This is a genomic window from Neorickettsia sp. 179522 (genome assembly GCF_001593535.1).
GTDB lineage: Bacteria > Pseudomonadota > Alphaproteobacteria > Rickettsiales > Anaplasmataceae > Neorickettsia > Neorickettsia findlayensis.
Genome location: NZ_LNGI01000001.1, coordinates 529,536 through 550,162, shown reverse-complemented (window position 1 = coordinate 550,162; position 20,627 = coordinate 529,536). Strand labels below are relative to the sequence as shown.

The 20,627-nt window shown below is 40.4% G+C and carries 17 protein-coding genes and 2 tRNA genes; 4 read left to right on the top strand and 15 right to left on the bottom strand.

Annotated elements, in window-relative coordinates; genetic code table 11:
- Positions 1-302: 302 nt before the first annotated feature.
- Positions 303-1,238, top strand: coding sequence for a beta-ketoacyl-ACP synthase III (locus tag AS219_RS02555; RefSeq protein ID WP_067979700.1), 936 nt, complete (start codon positions 303-305; stop codon positions 1,236-1,238).
- 273 nt (positions 1,239-1,511) lie between these two features.
- Here AS219_RS02555 and AS219_RS02550 read toward each other — a convergent pair.
- A tRNA-Arg gene (locus AS219_RS02550) sits at positions 1,512-1,585 on the bottom strand.
- Between the two features lie 140 nt (positions 1,586-1,725).
- Here AS219_RS02550 and ubiG point away from each other — a divergent pair.
- The gene (ubiG, locus tag AS219_RS02545) at positions 1,726-2,445 is read left to right on the top strand and encodes a bifunctional 2-polyprenyl-6-hydroxyphenol methylase/3-demethylubiquinol 3-O-methyltransferase UbiG (protein ID WP_231861842.1); all 720 of its coding nucleotides are present in this window, start codon (positions 1,726-1,728) and stop codon (positions 2,443-2,445) included.
- Positions 2,446-2,786: 341 nt separating this feature from the next.
- Here the strand turns inward: ubiG and secD are convergent, their stop codons facing one another.
- The 11 genes from secD to bioD form a co-directional block, all read right to left on the bottom strand.
- Positions 2,787-4,316, bottom strand: a complete 1,530-nt coding sequence (secD, locus tag AS219_RS02540) for a protein translocase subunit SecD (RefSeq protein ID WP_067979697.1) — start codon at positions 4,314-4,316, stop codon at positions 2,787-2,789.
- A 56-nt stretch (positions 4,317-4,372) separates the two neighbouring features.
- Positions 4,373-5,143 carry a cytochrome c1 gene (locus tag AS219_RS02535; RefSeq protein WP_067979695.1) on the bottom strand — a complete coding sequence of 257 codons (771 nt, stop codon included), beginning with the start codon at positions 5,141-5,143 and terminating at the stop codon, positions 4,373-4,375.
- A gap of 11 nt (positions 5,144-5,154) precedes the next feature.
- The gene (locus AS219_RS02530) at positions 5,155-6,387 is read right to left on the bottom strand and encodes a cytochrome b (protein ID WP_067979692.1); all 1,233 of its coding nucleotides are present in this window, start codon (positions 6,385-6,387) and stop codon (positions 5,155-5,157) included.
- A complete protein-coding gene (gene petA, locus AS219_RS02525; RefSeq protein ID WP_067979689.1) occupies positions 6,380-6,901 on the bottom strand; it encodes a ubiquinol-cytochrome c reductase iron-sulfur subunit in 522 nt (173 codons plus the stop codon). The genes AS219_RS02530 and petA overlap by 8 nt, the downstream gene beginning before the upstream one ends.
- Before the next feature lie 14 nt (positions 6,902-6,915).
- Positions 6,916-7,824 carry a heme o synthase gene (locus AS219_RS02520; protein WP_067979686.1) on the bottom strand — a complete coding sequence of 303 codons (909 nt, stop codon included), beginning with the start codon at positions 7,822-7,824 and terminating at the stop codon, positions 6,916-6,918.
- Positions 7,825-7,834: 10 nt separating this feature from the next.
- Positions 7,835-9,394 carry a cytochrome c oxidase subunit I gene (ctaD, locus tag AS219_RS02515; protein WP_067979685.1) on the bottom strand — a complete coding sequence of 520 codons (1,560 nt, stop codon included), beginning with the start codon at positions 9,392-9,394 and terminating at the stop codon, positions 7,835-7,837.
- A 37-nt stretch (positions 9,395-9,431) separates the two neighbouring features.
- Entirely contained in the window at positions 9,432-10,199 is a 768-nt protein-coding gene (gene coxB, locus AS219_RS02510; RefSeq protein ID WP_067979678.1) for a cytochrome c oxidase subunit II, read from the bottom strand.
- Positions 10,200-10,434: 235 nt separating this feature from the next.
- On the bottom strand, positions 10,435-10,653 hold the full coding sequence (locus AS219_RS02505) for a hypothetical protein (RefSeq protein ID WP_067980511.1): 219 nt from the start codon (positions 10,651-10,653) through the stop codon (positions 10,435-10,437).
- 109 nt (positions 10,654-10,762) lie between these two features.
- Positions 10,763-10,836, bottom strand: a tRNA-Val gene (locus AS219_RS02500).
- Between the two features lie 189 nt (positions 10,837-11,025).
- Positions 11,026-12,369, bottom strand: a complete 1,344-nt coding sequence (gene bioA, locus AS219_RS02495; RefSeq protein WP_067979676.1) for an adenosylmethionine--8-amino-7-oxononanoate transaminase — start codon at positions 12,367-12,369, stop codon at positions 11,026-11,028.
- Positions 12,370-12,566: 197 nt separating this feature from the next.
- Entirely contained in the window at positions 12,567-13,292 is a 726-nt protein-coding gene (bioD, locus tag AS219_RS02490; RefSeq protein WP_067979668.1) for a dethiobiotin synthase, read from the bottom strand.
- A 507-nt stretch (positions 13,293-13,799) separates the two neighbouring features.
- Here bioD and bioC point away from each other — a divergent pair.
- Complete coding sequence (gene bioC, locus AS219_RS02485; RefSeq protein WP_067979658.1) at positions 13,800-14,552, top strand: malonyl-ACP O-methyltransferase BioC; 753 nt, start codon at positions 13,800-13,802, stop codon at positions 14,550-14,552.
- Between the two features lie 122 nt (positions 14,553-14,674).
- Here bioC and AS219_RS02480 read toward each other — a convergent pair whose 3' ends face one another.
- Positions 14,675-15,322, bottom strand: a complete 648-nt coding sequence (locus tag AS219_RS02480) for an alpha/beta fold hydrolase (RefSeq protein WP_067979654.1) — start codon at positions 15,320-15,322, stop codon at positions 14,675-14,677.
- Entirely contained in the window at positions 15,319-16,503 is a 1,185-nt protein-coding gene (locus AS219_RS02475) for an aminotransferase class I/II-fold pyridoxal phosphate-dependent enzyme (protein ID WP_067979651.1), read from the bottom strand. The genes AS219_RS02480 and AS219_RS02475 overlap by 4 nt, the downstream gene beginning before the upstream one ends.
- Positions 16,504-17,173: 670 nt before the next feature.
- Here AS219_RS02475 and bioB point away from each other — a divergent pair.
- Entirely contained in the window at positions 17,174-18,154 is a 981-nt protein-coding gene (bioB, locus tag AS219_RS02470) for a biotin synthase BioB (protein ID WP_369814147.1), read from the top strand.
- A 237-nt stretch (positions 18,155-18,391) separates the two neighbouring features.
- Here the strand turns inward: bioB and mutL are convergent, their stop codons facing one another.
- Complete coding sequence (gene mutL / locus AS219_RS02465; protein ID WP_067979649.1) at positions 18,392-20,350, bottom strand: DNA mismatch repair endonuclease MutL; 1,959 nt, start codon at positions 20,348-20,350, stop codon at positions 18,392-18,394.
- Between the last annotated feature and the right edge of the window lie 277 nt (positions 20,351-20,627).

Here is a 20,627-nt window from a genome sequence, read left to right as displayed (position 1 = left end):
TATGAGGTTTTTATTTAATTCGTGTGGGAAAAACTTCTGCAATGTTTGTCTGATCTTGCAATAGGTAAGTGTATTTTCCAGAAAGAGGTTGTAAAGAGGACTGTAAATCTCGTTCTGTCAAAGAGATTGCAAGAAAAGGACTCGCTATATCTACACGAATACGGTTTTTTGTGCCTGCGATATGTTGTTTTATTGCGTTAGACATATGCTTTTTTGCATCCTATTGTAGTTTTATTCGACTCTAGACGATAAGGGATGAGTGGCATTTGACATGTGTTCATAGGTTTTTACACAGGATTGTAATGAAAAAAACTAATTTCTTGAGTTTTGGTTGCTATTTACCAAAAAGAGTGCTTACTAATTCTGACCTTGAGGAGTTGGTTGATACATCTGATGAGTGGATCCTTAAGCGTACTGGGATCAGAACCAGGTATGTAGTCAATGAAGAAGATGTATGTGAACTTGCCTTTAGAGCATCTTTGGACTGTTTTGAAAAGGCGATGCATTTTTCCCCAAAAGATATTGATGCGATAATTGTCGCGACTTGTACTGCTAATAAAAGGTTGCCTGCAGTTGCAAATATGTTACAGGCAAGATTAGGCATAGAGAGACATATCGTGTCTTTTGATATCAATGCTGCATGTACTGGATTTCTATATGCTCTCTCAATTGTTGATGCGATGATCGCGTCCGAGAAGGCTTCTAAAGTACTTTTAGTTGGAGCAGAAGCCATGTCCACAATCATTGATTGGAATGATCGAAATACTTGTGTTCTCTTTGGTGATGGTGCAGGTGCCGTATTGGTCTCAGCTGGTGATTCTGGTGGGATATTGTACGAGCAAATGGCTTGTGATTCTTCTATTGGAGGAGCACTTTTCGCAGAAGTGGGTGGAACGCTTAAAATGAATGGTCGAAGTGTATTTGAGGCGGCTGTCAAAAGATTAACTTCTGCCATAGGTGAGGCGCTCAAAACAAGTGGTATTAGGGTTGAGGACCTAGACTATTTTGTAATGCACCAGGCTAATTTAAGAATTATAGAACTTATAGGTGAGAAAATAGGAATAGATCGCTCTAAAGTTGTTGTCACTGTGGATCGTTACGCAAACACTTCTGCCGCATCAATACCAATCACACTAGCTTATATGAATTCTCAAGCACCGATAAAAAAGGGCACTAAAATACTTTTTGCGGCTATGGGTGCTGGATTTACCTATGGTGTGACAATTTTTGAGTATTAATTATGTTAGCATGGCTTTCTTACTAGCATATTGCGGGGTAGATCTCCAATGCATTATTAGAGGAAAGTAGTTTTCGTAACAACTAACTAGAAATTGATAGTGAAAGTCCAGGCGAAACAAAGGAACTGAGCAAAGCGAGCAAGTTGCCAAGATTCCTCTTGTCAATACGCGCGTAAGACTATATGCAGGAAAGTTAAGAATGATGAACAGTACAGCTCCTTCAAATGAGCATGACAAAATCCTCTCTTAAACCAAAATTCTGTCTAAAACTAATGATCCCGGTGCGATTCGAACACACGACACACAGATTAGGAATCTGTTGCTCTATCCTACTGAGCTACGGGACCCCAGTTTAAAGTATAAAGGAAACTTACATTTTGTAAAACTTGAAAGGGAGGCATTGCAAGTTATTGCTTTTCCTTCATAACGTATTTAAGTAGAATGTTTTGTCACTTCTTTGAATACACTGCATGCGTTATGATGCCAATTGAAGAAGGAAGAGAAATTCTGTGAACAAATGACGACTGTAAACAAAAAAGAAATAGAAAAGTTTGCTGCTCTTGCCGATGAGTGGCACACTGCTGATGGCAGTTTTGAGATGCTTCACAAAATGAATAAAGTGCGAGTGCGATACATACTAGGCCATGAAGATATAGTAGGTAAGAGAATACTCGATATAGGTTGCGGGGGTGGAATTCTTTCTGAAGATTTGGCAAGTCTAGGGGGAATTGTGACAGCAATAGACCCATGTAGCAAGAGCATAAATGTTGCTGCCAACCATGGTAGAGGTGAAGTAAAATATTTTGCCACGTCGTTAGAAGATTATGTGCAACAAAATGACAGTAAGTTTGATGTCATATGTATCATGGAAGTGGTGGAGCACATTGATAATCTCGAGGAGTTCATACGTCTTTGTGCAGAAATCTTGCTTCCAGGAGGGAAAGTCTTTTTTTCTACTTTAAATAAAACCGTGAAATCGTTTTTACTTGGTATCCTTACAGCAGAATATATCCTTGGGCTTGTTCCAAAGCATACTCATTCCTGGAAAAAATTTTTACGTCCTTCTAAATTGAACACATTTTTTGAATGTTCTGGCTTAGAAATAAGGGGTATCAGTGGTCTAACTTATTGTATTTTATCCGACTCCTGGAGTTCAAGCAGTGATGTTTCAATGAACTATATGGGTTTTGCAATGCGCAAAAAATAAAGTGTGACTTTTTAGGGTGTCAGTGGTCTAACTTATTGTATTTTATCCGACTCCTGGAGTTCAAGCAGTGATATTTTAATGAACTATATGGGTTTTACAATGCACAAAAAATAAAGTGTGACTTTATTTTTTAGGTTGTTGGGAATTAGACACTACCTTGGCTCTTTTACGTATATTGTGCGGTACTGTTTATTTCTATTTGGTACACATGGTCATGTGCTTAGACGTCTCCTATTAAGAAAGTGCACACACACGACCAAAGAGAGCGTCCAAACTTCGCTCACGATTATAAAAAGATGGCTCGGTGTCTTAACCTTCTTATAGGAAATTCTACTCACAATCTAGGGAGAACCGACACAGCTCGACTTAGATGGTTTTTTGAATACCATAAACGCTTCCAATAATACTTTCGTCACAAAAATTGATGAAAAAACTGAAGTGATGATTCCAAGGGAAAGTGTAACAGCGAAACTTCTGATGGGACCAGAACCAACGAAAATCATCATAAGTGCAGCAAGCATTGTGGTAATGTTTGCGTCAAAAATTGTTGCTTTTGCATGTTCGAAGCCATTCATGAATGAATTTCTTAGGACACCCGTCCTTTTGAATTCCTCGCGTATCCGCTCAAAAATAAGTACATTTGCATCGACTGCCATACCTATTGTAAGTATCAATCCAGCGATTCCTGGAAGAGTGAGTGTCGCTTCGAGTAATGTCAAGCTTGCCACCAGTAGTGTCAGATTTACTATTAGTGCTATAGTTGCAGCCACACCATACCATCTATATGCGAATAACATGAATGCTACTACTAACAATATCGCAAGTACGCTAGCCCTTTTTCCTAAAAGTATTGCCTCCGCGCCCAGTGAAGGTCCAATAGCCCTCTGTTCGATTACCGTAAGTTCTGCAGGTAAAGAACCAGACTTGAGCAGTAGTGCAAGTTCTTTGGCTTCCTTAACGTTGAAATTGCCAGATATTTCACCACGGCCATTGATGATCGGATCGCGAATTATAGGTGCAGTCAGGACAACGTCATCCAGTACTATTGCCATTGCTCTTCCTACGTTAGCCCTTGATAGCTGGTCTAGTTTTTTTGTGCCATAAGCATTGAATTTGAACCGCACTACTGGTACACCCCTTTGACTAAACGCAACGGTAGCATCGTCCAGGAGATCACCAGTAAGAGAGGATGTTCTTTCAAGTGGCAAACTCCTACCGAATTTATCCTTCAGAAAAAATTTACCCAGGATAGTCGAAGTGTCATTGACGACCATATGGAAACTCAGTTTCGCTGTTCTACCAAGTAGTGTTATTAGTTCTTCTGGATCGTTCAGACCTGGGACTTCTATTGCAATGTGGTCTCCACCGAGTGAATAAATCAATGTCTCTCTTACACCGAACTCATCTACTCTTCTCCTAAGGTTATTTATGGAATCTTCAAGCAATTTCTTATTTATTTCGTTGAGGTAGCGCTCAGAGTACGAAAGTTGCATATATGCACGTTTCTGATCGATGCTATCAAACACTATTTCGTCAGAAGTTTTAAAAAAATCCCTTATAACCGCGATATTGTTTTCTTCCGACTGTTCAAGCGAGATCGAAATTATTTGCTTTGACTCATCAATCCCAATTTTTTTGATTTTAATGCCTTTTTCTTTTGCGAATTCTAAGATTTCAGAAACAAGCCTGCGCAGTTTCTCGTGAATGTATTCGGTACGATTTATAGACATCGTAATACTTACACCTCCGCGCAAATCCAATCCAAGATTAATTTTTTTATTTGGCCCAGAAGAAAAATTACCCCAGACAACGAAGGCAGAAGCCAGAAAAAGAAACAACAGAAGGAAACACTTTACGCGCAACGAACGCATTGGATTAATACAACAAAAGCGATAACAACCCGGTTATTATAATATGAGAAATCCATTCAGGATGTGCCATCATTATTTGCCTGCTTAATATCTCTCCAAATGCGTTTGTTTGAAACCCACGAGAGCACCAGCAATATCGAAAGAAATCCCATCACCTTCAATCCGAGTCTCTTGCGGTATTCCATCTCGTATTCGGATGCCCAGTGGAGGAAATTTACCATGTCAAAAGCCATTTGCTCTACTGTAGCTGGTGTGCCGTCCTCATAGGACACAATATCCTGAGACAGAGGTGGTGCCATAGCAATTTTACCAGTGGAAAAGTATGGGTTACTGTATAGTCCTTCAGGTGCTTCCTCATCTGTGAATCCAATCAAAAGAGAATATAGGTAATTTGCTCCACCCATTCTACCACGTGCAATTAGCGATAAATCCGGTGGATATGCACCATTATTTGCTGCCTCTGCTGCCTTTCTGTTTGCATAAGGAGGAACAAAATAGTCCGAGAGCACACCCGGGCGTTCATAATACTCACCATCATCGTTAGGACCATCCTTCACCTGATACTCCGACGCTATTGACTTAGCCTCTTCCACCGTAAAACCAGCACCCAGAAGGTGGCGGAACGATATTCTATTAAGTGAGTGGCAAGCCGCACAGACCTGTTGATACACTTTCAGACCGCGCCTTATACTCTGCTTATCGAATGTACCAAGCGGTCCTTCAAACGACCAAGGCATCTTGATTGGCTCTGCTGGTTTAAAACTTCCTTCGCTTGCAAGTGCAGAAACTTGACAAAGCAAAAGAGCAATAAAAAAATATTTTTTCATATTTAACGGACCTAATTTTTGTTGCTCTCCCTGATGCTATCCTCAATACTCTGTGGCAACGGTAGTGTTTTTTCAAGCTTCCCTAATATAGGTAGCACAACCATAAAATAACCGAAGTAGTACAGTGTTGCCACTCTACTCATACTTATGTAGGGCTCAACAGCTTCTTTACCGCCTAACCAAATCAAAAATAGAAAGTTCACCACGAAGACAAAAAAGAATTTTTTGAAAAGTGGACGGTACCTACCACTTTTAACTTTTGAAGTATCCAGCCATGGTACTGCTATTAGTATTAGAACTGAAGAAAGCAGTGCTAATACTCCTCCGAGTTTACTTGGAATTGCGCGTAAAATTGCATAGAAGGGTAGAAAATACCATTCTGGGACTATATGACTTGGAGTAACCAGTGGATCTGCTTCAATAAAATTATCCGGATGTCCTAGATAATCAGGTGCAAAAAATACAAATCCCGAAAATACAAGGAAAAACAGTACAATTGTCACAAAGTCCTTAGCAGTATAATACGGATGAAAAGGGACGGTCTCCTTTATAGATGCTACTTCTATTCCAGATGGATTGTTCGAACCAAACCTATGTAAGGCAACCATGTGCAGGCACGCTAGTGCAACTATAATGAACGGAAAAAGATAATGTAAGGCAAAAAATTTATTCAAGGTAGGATTTCCCACAGCAAACCCACCCCAAATCCACTGCACTATTGATTCTCCAAAGACAGGGATCGCTGAGAAGAAATTAGTTATCACGGTTGCTCCCCAGAAACTCATCTGACCCCATGGGAGAACGTATCCAAGAAAGCCAGTAGCCATCATGCACAAGTATATTACGACACCAATTATCCAGAGCAGCTCTCGTGGGTTTTTATATGAACCATAGTACAATCCCCGGAAGATATGAATGTATACCACGGCGAAAAACATTGATGCTCCAACTTGGTGTGAGTATCTAAGTAGCCATCCAAAATTAACATCTCTGGTTATATGTTCCACACTTGCGAACGCATTGGCAGCATTCGGATCATAATGCATAGCTAGAAATATTCCGGTAAGAAGCTGGATTCCCAATGATAATGCAGCTAATATACCGAAATTCCAAAAAATACTTAGGTTCTTTGGTGCTCTGTAATCAACAAGAAACCCCTTCAAGAATGAGAAGATGGGTAACCTATGTTCTATCCAGCCTATAACACCAGAATTCTCCTTTAGAGTACTTTCAGTATCAGACATTTTTTCCTTTTGCTCCTATTATCACTGTTGTATCGTTGATGAAATAATAATCCGGCACAATAAGATTGGTCGGTGCTGGGCCGGAAACAACCCTACCAGAAGTATCATAGTGCGATCCGTGGCAAGGACAGAAGAAGGTTCCATTGGCATTACTAAGAGGTACACACCCAAGGTGTGTACACACGCCAACTACCACAAGCCAATTTTCCTTGTTCGGTTTTACACGTACAGCATCGCGTTCAGGATCTTTAAGAGAAGTAAGATCGGCGTTTTGCGCTATTTTTATTTCTTCTTCTGTCCTGTTTCTTATGTAGACTGGTTTCCCTTGCCATAGAACCTTCATACTCTGACCAGGCTCCACATTGCTTATATCCACTTCTCTTGTTGCTGTCGCAAGCACATCGGCAGAGGGACCAAACGACTTAAGTAAGGGCCAGGTAGCAGCAATAGCGCCACCAGCACCAAAAGCAACCGTAGTTGTAACTATGAAATCTCTTCTTTTCTTATCTACCATCTGTCTACAGAAAATTAAATAACCACACCCAATGCCGTGGACAAAGCAGCATCAAGAATCAATGTTCCAAAAAGCAGGAACAAGTATAACACGGAGTAATAGAATAACTTCATACACTCCTTCTCGTCTAGATAAACATTAACTGCATAATACAAAAAGACAAATCCAAGTATGAGGGTCACGATCACATAGGCCAAACCAGAGAATCTTAGAAGGTACGGCAGAATCGAGGTTATAAATAAAAGGATAGAGTAACACAATATTTGCATTTTTGTTGCCTTGACTCCAGAGGTAACTGGCAACATAGGTATTCCAGCGGCCTCATATTCACTTGAGTTCTTTAATGCTAATGCCCAAAAATGCGGGGGCGTCCAGAGAAATATTATTAAAAAAAGAACTAAGCTCTCTACGCCGATATGATTCGTTACAGCTGCCCATCCGATCATCGGCGGAAATGCTCCAGCTCCACCCCCTACGACGATATTCTGAGGTGTACGTCTCTTTAAGTAGACCGTGTAAATAACAGAGTAGTAAAACACTGCTATGGATAAGAGAACGGCAGATAAGTGATTCACTGCTAATTCCATTAGTAGCACAGACAACGCAAAGAGCACTAGTCCGAAGATTAACGCAGCTCCTGGTGAAATCTTCCCTTGGGGGATAGGTCTTCTACTTGTCCGGCTCATGATCGCGTCTATATCACGATCATAATACATATTCAATGCGCCGGCTGCGCCAGAACCTACAGCAGTGCAAAAAATAGCAGTGAATACCGAAAAAAAAGGTGCATGATATCCGGAAAAATACGCAAGCATAGCACCAGCCACTGCTGTAAAAGTGACCAAACTGACAACACGAGGCTTCAGGAGGGCGAAATACGCCCTCACAGTCAGCCAATCAATCTTAGATACAATCCGGAACACCTTGCCAACGCTATTCTATTACAGGTTGCTTCTTAAATGAGTGAAACGGAGGAGGGGATGATAAAGTCCATTCAAGAGTCTTGCCACCCCAAGGATTGGCCTCACATTTTTTCCCTTTGTACAGTGTATGGAAAACTATAAACACGAAAAACAATGCTGATCCAAATCCAAGCACCGCGCCAAAAGAAGAAATATAGTTCCATGGAATAAAGGCATCCGGATAATCAGGTATTCTTCTTGGCATACCTGCCAGACCCAAAAAGTGTTGTGGTATAAATATCACATTTACGCTAATGAGCGTAATCCAAAAATGGATTTTAGCAAAGCACTCATTGTATTGCCTTCCTGACATTTTACCAATCCAATAATAAAAAGCGCTATATACGACGAACAGTGCTGCAATTGACATCACATAGTGAAAATGTCCAACAACATAATATGTGTCATGCAGAGCCTTATCTAACGCGGAGTTCGAAAGTGCAATACCCGTAACGCCGCCAATAACAAACAAGAACATAAATCCTATAGCGAAAAGCATAGGTGCTTTAAGATCTATTGAGCCACCCCACATTGTTGCTATCCAACTAAAGACTTTTATGCCGGTTGGAACACCAACTAGCATTGTTGCAATGGTGAAGTAGGCTAGTGCGTTAAAATTAATACCTGCAACAAACATGTGGTGAGCCCATACAAAACAACCAATTATGCCAATGACTGCCATTGCGGCGACCATACCTTTGTAACCAAAAACCGGCTTTTGCGAAAAGGTGGATACAACTTCACTAACAATACCAAAGGCAGGAAGGACGATAATATAAACTTCTGGATGGCCAAAAAACCAAAACAAATGTTGGAAAAGAAGTGGGTCACCTCCACCTGCGACTTCGAAAAAAGCTGTACCTAAGTTACGGTCGGTGAGCAACATCATGAGACAACCAGCTAGAACTGGCATCACTATGAGCACTAGTACAGATGTGACGAAAATGGACCACACAAAAAGCGGCATCTTGAACAATGTCATGCCCGGTGCACGCATGTTTAGTATGGTTGCAATAAAGTTGATAGCCCCGAGAATTGATGAAACACCAGCTAAATGCAAACCGAAAACCGCCAAATCAATGGATACATCAGGGTGAAAATGAATTCCTGAAAGTGGTGGATAAAACGTCCAACCTGTACCCGGTCCTTCGCCAATAAGTGCAGACATGACGATAATCACTAAGGAGAAAAAGAGTACCCAAAAACTGATGTTGTTCAACCTAGGAAAACACATATCTGGTGCTCCGATCATGAGTGGAACGAACCAGTTTCCAAATCCAGCTATAAGTGCTGGCATAAGCATGAAGAACACCATAATCGCTGCATGAGCAGTGATAGAGACGTTATAGAGTTGATAGTTACCCATAAAGACATCTAGGTGTGCAAGTTGTGCACGTAGCATCAACGAGAAGAGCCCACCTACAATTCCCCCAACTATAGAAAGAATAATGTATAACGTACCTATGTCTTTGTGATTTGTCGAAAAAAGCCAGCGCCTTATGCCGCGAGGGACCTCTGAGTGTTTATCCATAACAATTATAATAATTAACCTTAACTAATCTCCAAAACTAAAAACTATCTTTCGCTTGAGTAACCCATTCCTTAAATGCTTCTTTGCTTACAGCAGTCACAGCTATAGGCATAAAACCATGGAGTATACCGCAAAGCTCAGAGCACTGTCCGTAATAAGTACCTTCCTTGTCAATGCGAACCCAGGTTTCATTTAGTCTTCCAGGGACCGCGTCCTTTTTTATTCCAAGTGAGGGTACTGCCCAACTGTGTATTACATCGTCAGAAGTGATTTGAATCCTTACTGTTGTATCAATAGGTAAGACTAGGTTGTTATCCACAGCCAGCAATCGAGGCTCGCCCTCGTCCAAATCGTACTTCAAATTGCTGTCAAAAGTGATTTCATTGTGATCCGGATAATTGTATGTCCAATACCATTGATGTCCAACAACTTTGACCGTCATTTCTGCATCTGGAATATGTTCCTCGTACTTTAGCACCTTCAGGGAAGGAACAGAGATACCTAACACGATAAGCACCGGTATCACCGTCCACACAATTTCCAGCAAAGTGTTGTGTGATGTCTTAGAGGGAGATGGATTTCTCTTCTTATTAAACCGGATGACAGTATATAGAAGAAGAGCATTAACCGTAGCGGCAATGCAAACCATGATTATCAGCATCAGATTATGGAAGTCGTTGATATAATCCATCACAGGGCTAGCTGACTGCTGGAATCCAAGTTGCCATTCATGGGGTTGTCCAAGTTGTTCGCCAAAAGCGAAAACTGGCAACAGAAAAATGAGTACTAAAACAAGCTTCTGCATAAAACAACGTCGATCCTAAAGAGTTGGCCTATTATACAACACGAATAGAAGATTTTTAATATCGCAAACGTACTGATAATGGTAATACTCGCAGATAAGTTGAGTGAAAGTAAGATTGACGAAACAATATTCTTATTTTACTAATTTATAATATTGCAAAATTTACCTTTATCGTATCTTTTTCCTGTACAAGAACAGAAACCCACACTCAACATAAGTGGTTATTTTTCATTATTTAAGATAAATGTATTTTTCTTAGCAACTTTTTTAACGCTGCTATTAGATCAAGCTTGAGCTTCTCCGGAAGATCCAAACGACATATTTCATCGATCTTTTTCTCCAATGATAAGATCTGATTTTTGATTTGACTCTGCTCTATCACATTTCCGCCCAACTGTAAGAGGATTGTTATCTTATCGATATCTTCAAAAGCCTTGTTAACGATTTCAAACAAAACCACTCCTCACATAAAAGGCACGTTGCTTTGTTGTAACAAACCAGAATACGAAGCCCTACACTTTATCTTCTGTTGAACGTATGAATGCCTCACAAATAAATACGACTGGGTAGTACTGGACTCGAACCAACAACCTCTTACACGTCAAGCAAGTGCTCTAACCAATTGAGCTAACCACCCAAGTAAGACTTAATAGTACGCAAAATTTTCTTTATAGGGAAGTCCAAGTATCCATGGATGCCGATTCGGTAGCTATGTTAGGAAGACAACCGTGTGACGTATAAATGGAAATCGCAATAGACAAATCCACTGAATGTGAAAAAAGTGAGTTCTTGCAGTGTTACCAGCGCAACTACATAAAAGATGCAACTATGCAAAAGAGGCTGTAACAGAGCTAATTAGCTCTATGATTTTCCAATATGCTTCTTTAAGGACTTTCTCAGAGATGCAGTAAGGCGGCATTAAGTAAATCGTATTTCCGAGTGGTCTTATCAGTAGTCCTTCTTTTATGAATATTTCTTTTAATTTCCCTGCGATCACGTGACTGTAGTTGCACTCTTCTGAAAATAGATTGAATGCTACAATAGTTCCACAAACCCTTTCTGCTTTAATCACTTCTGGTAACGCAAGTTTCAGATCACAAATGAAATTCTTATGTAGTTGTTCAATGCGAGCAATTTTGTCGAGCGTGCTTGTACTTTTTAGTAATTCTAGGGAGGCAATACCAGCTGCGCAGCCTAATGGATTTGCAGTATAAGAGTGGCTATGAATTAGTGCGCCGCTAAAGTCATCAGATAAGAATGCGTTGTATACTCTCTCACTTGTAATTGTGAGCGAAAGTGGCAAAAAGCCACCTGTTAGGCCCTTTGAGAGACATAAAATATCTGGTTTGGTGGGAATATAATCCAGAGCGAACATTTTGCCTGTACGATAAAAGCCAGTCATGACTTCATCAAATATGATGAGTACCCCATATTCTCTGAACAACTCTACACACTGCTCGAGATAATTATGTCGGCACATCCGCATACCTCCAGCACCCTGTACTAGTGGTTCAGCTATGAAACCCGCTACTCGGTTTAAATTTTTTTCTAGAAGGTTTCGGACTGCGTTTAATGAAGCCTTTTCCTTTATCTCTACATCTGGATCGTTTTCCCAGGTTGCAGGGAAAGGTACGTGAGCTACTTCGAATAGAATTTTCTTATATTGATCGAAAAAGCCAGATGATGCTCCCAAGCTCATCGCACCGACGGTGTCCCCATGGTAGCCCTTATCAAATGAAATAAAAATATCCCGTTTCTTTTCACCTGAGTTCTTCCAGAACTGCAATGCGATTTTTAGCGCCACCTCAACCGATGTAGATCCGTTATCGGAGAAAAAAAATCTCGTAAGGTTCTCAGGTAATTCTACTTTAAGGTTTTCGCATAGTTGGACAGCTTGATCGTGCGTAAAACCTGCAAAAATTACTTGTTCAAGTTTTAGAGCCTGTTCATATATTGCACGTGCGATAACTGGATTAGCGTGGCCATGTAGGTTTACCCACCAACTCGATATGAGGTCCAAATATTTTTTGTTCTGCTCGTCATATAGGTACTCACCCTCTCCTTTAATTATTGCTATTGATGGAGAAGAAGTTTTTTCTTGTGTAAGTGGATGCCAAATGATGCTCTTATCCCTTCCAGCTAAGTTGGCTGTTTTATTGTGTTGATGCATATCTCAAATATGGCTGTGCAGGCGGTTCCGTACGGATTCTACTATTGTCACTGTTGAAACACAAGGTAGCTTAATATTTTAAAGAAGTGAAAATTTGTCCGTTCGAAGTAATAACTTATGTGGCTCGAATTTTGTATGATGCATGCAAAAATATCTCGCTTTAAGAGTCTACTAAAGCAGCGAAAAATTTTTGCGTTTTAGTGTGATTTCAGCAGTGCCTTCATCGAATCATGCATCTTTATGCTGAGGATGCTATCTCTGGTTACTTCTTTTAAGTGCGGGAAAGTGGCTAAGATCTTGGTCGAACCGTATTCTGCTATTGCTTTCGAACTGTATTCCAGAAAGTCCTCGCACGTTGAGTTTATTACTACGCCGAGCACTTTTATTTCTCTAGCACGCAGTGCTTCAAGAGTGAGTAAAGTGTGATTAATTGTGCCTAAAGTAGCGCGCGATACAATTATTACCGGTACTTTTAGGCGTTGAATTAGATCCACCATTTTAATTCCGTTTTCCTGTAATGGCACAAGGACTCCTCCAGCACCCTCGATGACAATGTTGTTATTTTCCTTTTCCCAGTCCTTTACTTGGGTAGCTGCGCCGGTGAATTTACTTTGCTCGTGCTCTATGGTTGGAGTGGAGTGTATTTTTTCGCCAAGGTTCTTCCTGTGTTTAGGTAGCTGAATCTTAGAGATATCAATTGGTCTTCCGTTTATCTTAGCCGCGACATGTGGTGCAATTGGCTCAGGGAAGGAAAAAATCGAATCATAGGTTGGCACGCCCGTAATACTGAAAATAAATCCGTTGTCGCTGCTACCTCCGGTTTGTATCGGCTTAAAATAATCCCAGCCCAGGTGCAAACATATCCAACTGCTTATTATTGTCTTGCCAACATTTGTATCTGTTCCAGTGACAAAGACGGCCATGTTTCATTCAGCTAATACAGAGAATCGTTTGTTTATATAAATCCCACGGTGTTAGTACTTCAAGATGTCCTCGCTTGTGATTCGCTAAAGCTGTTTCGGACATCCTAACATTATATCTGCTTTCTTCTCATGCCGTAATTGTTGATGCGGAAACACGTGAGGCTTCATAGATCCATATTATGTACTCACAAGCGAGCGATATTAGTTGTTGCTTTTTGAATTTATAGATGTTGGGCTTCCGTAAGCGATTTTGTGTTTAAGATGCCAATGTGTGGAGACGTGTAATGATGTTTTTTCGCGCGATGCTAATTCACTGACAATTGTGACGAGTGAGTTGTATTTCTCTGCATTGGAACTTTATTACCCAACTGTACATCCTGTAATTGGTATATGAAGATGAAGGGATCTATGCACAGTGTTTACGGTTGCTGCTCTGTGTAGTGCTTTTCCAAGTACATAGAAAACAGATCAAGTGATATGATTGCATATGCCACTTACTGATTGTAGATGCCAGATATACAGAACGATACAGTAGCAGCAAACTTTAGTAGAGCAAGTTGTTCTTACGACCTCGTGGCAAAAATACAAAAGGAGTGTTGTTACAAGTTGGTTGCAATGCTACGAGAGAGGCTCCCGCATTTCGTACCGGCATCTGTGCTGGATATCGGTGCTGGGACTGGTTGCTTGACAAAATTATTACTCTCGGAGTTTCCTGATGCTAGTTACACAATGAATGATATATCGTATGCCATGCTTAATCGTGCGAGAGAAACGGTCGGAGAAAATGTATCTACAATCTTGGGTGATATGTTGAAAATCAAATTTTCCGTATTTGATCTCATTGCTTCCAGTATGGCAATACACTGGAGTTCAGACCCCGTAACAGTCTTGAAGAGTGCGTGTAGACTGAGCAAAGCATTTGCATTTTCGATACTTGTTCAGCCTTCCCTATATGAGTGGAGTAGACTCTTTCACGAGCTTTCTTTACCGTCGCCAGGATTACACTATCTTTCATCCGAAGAAGTAGAGTTGGCGATAATGGATACTTCCCCGACATTATTTACTTGGGAAGTGTGCAATTTCGATATGCAGTTTGCCTCACCTAAGGAGTTTATAAGGTATATGAGACAACTTGGTTCTAATTATTCGCCAGCTGGGTTCAACGGATATCACGTGAGGAAAGTTTTAAAACATGCGTATGGTGAATTTTTTTCGAAATACTCAGTAATGTTTGGGATAGTTTCGTGGTCACGTTTTTAGTTATCTCTAGACACGTAAAAAATGTGATCTAGCTTTCTACTTTACTTGGATATTGTAAAACTGTAAGCAACTGTCGTAGAAATCAGCGATACGACGGTGCAGTTTTAAAAGTGAAACCTATGTTAAATTTGCAGAAATCTCTCTATCAAGCCATAGGTTGAAGAGGGTAGTGAGCCTATTAAATTGTGTCCGCCTCTTTCAAAAAGTATTATTTCGTGATTGGAAAAGTTGTCATATAGAATTTCCACCGGCACTATGCGGTCCGAGATGCTACCTAGAATGAGTGTTGGTATCTCTGGTACTGAGATAGGCGACGTCAAATTCTCTAAGTCGGTAAGAAGTTTTTGTATATCCATTCTGCCGCTTGGAAGTTGCTTTTGAGTGTCTTTAGCATCTTTAAGGGCCCTTATGTGAAAATTTTGCAACGTACCATGTGGGTCGTGTTTGAAAGCTTGAAGCATCTTTGTGAGTTCATATGTTCTCTTATTTCGTAACTTGGGATTTCTTCCTAGGAAGTTTACAAAACCGTTGATGCCTATGATGCGGTTGAGTCTGTTTCCAAAAAGCAGGATGAGCTTTGCCATGCCAAGCGAATGGCCTATTCCAACGTAATTTGTATCTGTTTCTATCACTTGGTCAATGATCTCAGTTCCGAAGTATCCTAAATCAAGTAGTTTGATCTCATCTTTTGCAAAGAGCTGTATCATCGGTGACCAAAATTTTTGATCGAAACCCCAACCGTGACATAAGAGTATTACTTTCTTACTCATGTAGTGTCCTTGAGTAGGTTTTTAGTGCTTTTTATGCCTTGAATAAGGCGAGTAATGTCATCATTAGTGTGGAATGTACATAGTGCTACCCGAATTCTCGACGTGTTCACAGGTACAGTTGGTGGACGCACAGCAGAGACAATTATTCCTTTTTCGAGAAGTTTTTTCTTTACTTCGAGTACCTTTTCTTCCTCTCTAAGTATAATTGGAATTATGTGATTGGTTGAATTTCCGGTATTGTATCCTTCCTGGTTGAGAAACTCTCTTACTTTGTCTGCCATTTCTAAGAGTATTTTTCTTTCTTTATCTAAGAGTGCTACTGTTTCCCATGCTTTCATTATTGCGCCGAGCAATATGGGTGGAAGTGCGGTTGAATATATAAAACCAGGGCATTTGTTGATTAGGTAGTTTTTTATCAATGTAGAAGATGCAATATAGCTTCCGAAGACCCCAATTGCTTTGCTAAATGTTCCCATGACGACATGTGTGATCCCTGAAAGGTCAAAGTTAGTTGAGAGACCGTATCCATTTTTTCCAAGGATACCCGTAGCATGGGCTTCGTCTAGGTACAGCACCGCCTTGTGTTGATGTGTTAAAGTAACTATGCGTCCTATATCTTGCACATCGCCATCCATTCCGAATAATGTCTCCGTCACTATGAATTTTGGGCGTTTGTCCGTAGAGTATCTTTCCATTAATCGGGAAAGATCGTCCATATTGCAGTGGGTATAACGGACCATTTCTGCACCAGCAAGAAGTATTGCGTGGTACAGGCTGGAGTGATTCAACCTGTCGAAGAAAACAATTGCTCTTTGACCAAGAACAGATTTATCTAGAAGACTGGAAAGCACCGTTACATTCGTTTGAAAACCTGAACCCATTACCAAAGCAGCTTCGGTATTTTTGTCCTTTGCGATTTGTTGTTCAAGTTCTTTAAAAATTGCGTTGTTTCCTGAGAGGAGCCTTGATCCAGTTGCTCCGATCCCACCCTCGAAACCATACAAGTAGGCAGCTTCTAATGCTTCCCTAGATTTACTCAAGCCAAGGTAATCGTTTGATGAGAAATTAATGTAACCTCTTTCATTCGTGCACGTCTCAAGCTTGCGATAAAGATTCTTTGTCCTTCTTTGTGCAAGAAAATCTTCGTAGCAAGATAACATATTGTCTGAAACCTCTCCCATAAAGAATTAGAGATTTTCAATTGATTTGGGTAATTCTACAGTCGTTTCTTCACAAATGTCACTTTTACTTATGATCGTTTTGTGACCACATGATACATTTTCGTAAAATGAGTCTACTGTGGCAGCACGCGACTGTTCGTATTGTAGGAGGTGAATTTTAAAAATGCTCTCTGTCACCTGAGGTGATAATATACTATTCACAATTTACAAATTCACTTCCTTGGCAAAGAGACGGTTAAAAGGTGCGTTTCGATTAGCAGTGGTGAGTGTTGTTGGTGCTATGTGGAACGATTGGGAGCTATTAGGTTCAGTTTCTGATGGCAACAGTCTAAGTAATCGGAAATTGATCTAGATAAAAATAATAGTGTGATCTTTAAGAATTAGGATCAAGGCCCTTTGCTTCTGGGCGAGTTTAGTGGGGTGTTCTGAATAGTTCAAACTATACTTTTGGATAGAAACTGATTTACGTGATAGAAATCAATGTCTAGAAATATTGAACTAGTTGCTTGTACACCCTTAAACATAACGAGGATTCTTTTGGATAGAAACTGATTTACGTGATAGAAATCAATGTCTAGAAATATTGAACTAGTTGCTTGTACACACTTAAACATAACGAGGATTCATTTCTTCTAACGGGGGTGGTACAATGGCGCCGGGTTCTGCGGATATTATGACGAAAGTTTGGCAATTCTCCGAAGCTGAGGAGTTATTCCACCTTCCTTTTTTAGACCTTCTTTATTCTGCTCAGCGTGTGCATAGAGAAAATTTCCCGCATAATCAGGTGCAGCTTTCTATGTTGCTTAGTGTTAAGACTGGTGGGTGTCCAGAGAATTGTTCTTACTGCCCGCAGTCTGCACACTATAACACAGGACTGGAAAAGGAGCCTGTAATGAAAGTTGAAAAAGTACTTGAAGCAGCGGAGAGAGCCGTTGAGCTCGGTGCTACGAGATTCTGCATTGGCGCTGCCTGGCGTGGTCCACGCGGAAAAGATTTGGACATGGTCTGTAAAATGATTTCCGCAATCAAGAAGCTCGGACTAGAAACCTGTGCTTCGCTAGGTCTTCTTTCTCTTGAGCAAGCTGTTTCTCTTAAAGCAGCTGGTTTGGATTTTTACAACCACAATATTGATACTTCAGAAGAATACTATTCTAAAATAATAACTACTAGAAGCTTCGGCGACAGAATAGAAACCTTAAAGAATGTCGCGAAAGCTGGTTTGAAGATTTGCTCCGGAGGTATTTTAGGGATGGGTGAGAGCAATGAAGACCGCATCAAGATGCTTGTTGAGCTTTCCCACCTGAGTTTTCCGCCTGAATCCATACCCATAAACAAGCTCATCCCAATTCCAGGGACCCCGCTAGAGGGAAAGAATGCCGTTGATCCTTTAGATTTCGTAAGGATTGTTGCGCTTGCCAGGATTATGTTTCCTAAATCTTATGTGAGGCTCTCTGCAGGTAGGGAAAGCATGTCAGATGAATTACAAGCTTTGTGTTTTATTGCAGGTGCCAATTCCGTTTTCTATGGCGAAAAGCTTCTTACATCTGCCAACTCTGACCCAGAGAGGGACGAAAAACTCTTCTTTAAATTAGGTCTCCTTAGAGAGAAGAGTAAAACAGCTGTTGACTGTGCCATTAATTCAGGATCATAGAAAAAGTATCTCGCCTACGGATTGTTTCCAGGATAGATGCTACGTATGCATCTGTTTAAGTCATACGACAAATAAATCCATTCTAAGAAACGTTATGATACAGCTTAGTGGAAGCCGTTCTTTCTTTTTGAGAGTCTTAAAGCACATGTATCAATTGTGGTTGAGTGCAATTTCGGATTCTTTTATTCTTGTGTCACTATAGCGGATGATTTGCTGACAAGTTTTTTTTTGCGTACTTCAAGAACGGAGAAATAGTTTTTCAATCTCTTTCCTCGGAAGACGAATATGAGTAGGGCGTCCATGATTACACTGGCCTGTATGTGGAATATTCTCCATCAGTCTTAATAGCTCTTCTATTTCTTCTCTTGTGAGATTATGGTTTGCCTTTATAGCTCTTTTGCATGCTATATTTGCGTATATTCTTTCAAGAAGCGTCCTTGGCTCAATGTCTTCTTCTAGCAGGGAAGCGACGTCTTCTATTAGTTCGTTTGTGGGTGTGTTTTTAAATACTTCAGGTAGCGAATTTACCATGACGGCACAATGACTGACGCGCTCCACTACTACACCGATTTCCTTGAGCTTTTCTCCGTTGAGGGACAGTATCTCGACGACTCTTTCGCTAAGTGGTATGAACTCTGCTATTAGTAAGTTTTGTCCAGGTGAAGTAATGCTATTCTTCATCTGTTCATACAGTATACGTTCGTGTGCTGCATGCTGATCTATTATAATCATTTCGTTTTCCGTTTCTGTGATTATAAAAGTCCCGTGTACCTGGCACTTAAACTTTCCGAAAGTTTCAAAGTTCTTCTCATCTTGCAGCTGCTCGCAATGGTTTGTCTTCCTTACTTGTTGCTGCAAGAACAAAGCGTCTTGACTGTCATGTAAGAAGCTTGAGGAGCTTTGCTGCTGCCCTAATGGAAGTTTGTTCGGATACCCATCAGGAGTTTTTTTGTGATTTATCGGGGAAAGTGATTCCTCCAATGAGTCCGTTGAAAAGTGAAATGGCTCTTGGTTGTTTTGCGTATGATCAAAATCCAGATTTTTTTTATGCTCAAATTGTTTTGCACATTCTTCTGGCTGCACAGTCACTTTTCTCTCTTCAGGTGGGTAAAGCGAATGATTTCTTGTTATTTTTGATCCAGTTTCGTTATGAAAATTGCTTTGCTTTTCGACTAGTTGATTAAATCGCTCAAATGCACGGTTTGCAACGGTTGTGGAGGTACTATGGCTACATTGTGTCAGGTTCTTACTGGTTACTGAAAGGAGAAATTTTCTAATTACCTGAGGGTCGCGGAATTTTACTTCAGATTTATTGGGATGGATATTGACATCTACATCGTTGTTCTGAATCCTAATGAAAACAACAATAATTGGGTATGTATTTTTTGGGATGTAGTCGTTATATGCATGCCTCATTACAGACGAAATTAGGCTGTCTTTTACTGGCCTACCGTTCACATAAATAAGACTGTTATTCTTCTTTTGAGTGAGAGTAGGTAACCCTAAAAATAGTTCACCGGAGATGCCATCGTTTGTGTGCTTAATATGGATCATGTTCTCGACAAATTCCTTGCCCAAGACTTTTAGCTGTTCCATCCGTTTTAGTGGGGTTGTAGCTTGGTAATCCAGTACCTGCCTACCGTTTGATATGAGTTCAAACGTAATACTAGGGTTTACTAGGGCTAGCCTATTTAAGAGCTCAGTTATGGACGAGAGTTCTGTCTTTTCACTTCTCAAGAAACGCAGTTTATTCGGTATATTGTGAAAAAGTTTCCTTACTTCAACCACCGTACCGCATTTTATATGATGAGGTTTTATTTCTTTTGTCTGAGCATCGATGACGTACCCTTCTCCATTGAAACAGGAGGCAATCTTCATCTCGGAAGTGACCGCGATTGAATGTAAGGCTTCTCCTCGAAAACCTAGGTAATTAATATCGTAAAGATCCTTTGTGTTCAGTTTTGATGTTGCATGCTTCTCTATTGCTAGAGGTAGGTCCTCTTTTGGGATTCCCACACCATTATCGGTGACACGAATGAGATTTCTGCCTACCTCTTCCAGCTCGATTTTGATACTTGTCGAGCCCGCATCTATGGCATTTTCAACGAGTTCCTTAACAGCATTGGCAGGCTTCTCAAGGATTTCACCCGCGGCGATCTTATTTATTATTTCTATTGGAAGTACCTGTATCTTCACTGTGTTTATGAAAGTGCGTTTTATAATTCTGAGGGAATAATCGTACCCTTATTTTAAACGTTATTGTTCATACTAGTACAGAAATAATTTTTAGTGTGTTGGATATTTTTCCGGTTTACATGGTATTTCAACGCGAATCCACTTTGGCTGTGTTGGATATTTTGGCAGCTTATTGGGTCTGCGAATGCAAATCCATTTCGGTGTACCAGGCTCTCTGCTAGTTTGCATGCTGTTTAAATATGAGCCTTGTTTTATCAAATAATCTGTGAATGTACAT

Coding starts and splice junctions, on each gene's coding strand:
- bioC (WP_067979658.1), top strand. CDS start 13,800: ATGCCAGATATACAGAACGATACAGTAGCAGCAAACTTTAGTAGAGCA.
- AS219_RS02555 (WP_067979700.1), top strand. CDS start 303: ATGAAAAAAACTAATTTCTTGAGTTTTGGTTGCTATTTACCAAAAAGA.
- AS219_RS02480 (WP_067979654.1), bottom strand. CDS start 15,322: ATGAGTAAGAAAGTAATACTCTTATGTCACGGTTGGGGTTTCGATCAA.
- AS219_RS02535 (WP_067979695.1), bottom strand. CDS start 5,143: ATGAAAAAATATTTTTTTATTGCTCTTTTGCTTTGTCAAGTTTCTGCA.
- petA (WP_067979689.1), bottom strand. CDS start 6,901: ATGGTAGATAAGAAAAGAAGAGATTTCATAGTTACAACTACGGTTGCT.
- secD (WP_067979697.1), bottom strand. CDS start 4,316: ATGCGTTCGTTGCGCGTAAAGTGTTTCCTTCTGTTGTTTCTTTTTCTG.
- coxB (WP_067979678.1), bottom strand. CDS start 10,199: ATGCAGAAGCTTGTTTTAGTACTCATTTTTCTGTTGCCAGTTTTCGCT.
- bioA (WP_067979676.1), bottom strand. CDS start 12,369: ATGCATCAACACAATAAAACAGCCAACTTAGCTGGAAGGGATAAGAGC.
- bioD (WP_067979668.1), bottom strand. CDS start 13,292: ATGGCCGTCTTTGTCACTGGAACAGATACAAATGTTGGCAAGACAATA.
- ctaD (WP_067979685.1), bottom strand. CDS start 9,394: ATGGATAAACACTCAGAGGTCCCTCGCGGCATAAGGCGCTGGCTTTTT.
- AS219_RS02530 (WP_067979692.1), bottom strand. CDS start 6,387: ATGTCTGATACTGAAAGTACTCTAAAGGAGAATTCTGGTGTTATAGGC.
- AS219_RS02475 (WP_067979651.1), bottom strand. CDS start 16,503: ATGGGAGAGGTTTCAGACAATATGTTATCTTGCTACGAAGATTTTCTT.